Genomic DNA, 643 nt, shown 5'->3' with positions numbered 1-643 from the left:
CGGTTGCTCACCAAGCGAATGGGAAGCTTTGTATTGCTTTCTTCTCTGCTTGCAACGGTTGCTTGCTTGGTTGGCACCATATTGCCAATGGAGCTCGACTTACCGGTGCCATCGGGCGCGTCGATCATCATTGTTTCCGCTGCTTTCTTCTTAACTGCAACGGTTTATCGAATTATTCGTAAGGCGTGATAACGCTTTTACCTACCCAACTTAAGTATCTCGACATGAAAATGAAAACTCTTACTTTAGGTTTAGGATTGATGGCGATGAGTACATTGTCATCATTGGCGATGGCCAAAGATATTTTAACCAGTACCCCTGTGACTTACATGCTGTCAGAGCAACTGATGAAAGGAACGGGCGTGGAAACCACATATCTGCCTCCCAAACGCTATGGCATTGAACGCATGGCGAATTGGTTCGCCACTAAAGGTGCAAACCAAGTTTCAGAGGCAGGAAAGAGCGCAACCGTGGCTATTACCATGAGAGCCATTTGGGACCAAGACCCGACGTATGTCTACGCACGACAAGGCAACATTCGTTTGATCGAAATTGATGCTTCACAAGCGATTTCCCATAGGGCTTATGGCGTTGCGGCCGTAAAGCTGGGAGATGGAGCGACATCTAAATACGTTTGGTTGTA

Annotated in this window: 1 protein-coding gene and 1 pseudogene; both read left to right on the top strand. The window is 47.1% G+C overall.

Annotation, left to right across the window (positions count from 1 at the left end):
* A partial coding sequence (locus R7Q11_RS27095; RefSeq protein ID WP_225467100.1) for a metal ABC transporter permease occupies positions 1–189 on the top strand: 189 nt, incomplete at its 5' end.
* Between the two features lie 35 nt (positions 190–224).
* Positions 225–643: pseudogene (locus R7Q11_RS27090) on the top strand (ABC transporter substrate-binding protein); the annotation flags it as partial.

Source organism: Vibrio sp. 970, assembly GCF_033339075.1.
The sequence above is the reverse complement of the archived record's forward strand: the minus strand, read 5'-3'. Positions and strand labels throughout refer to the sequence as shown.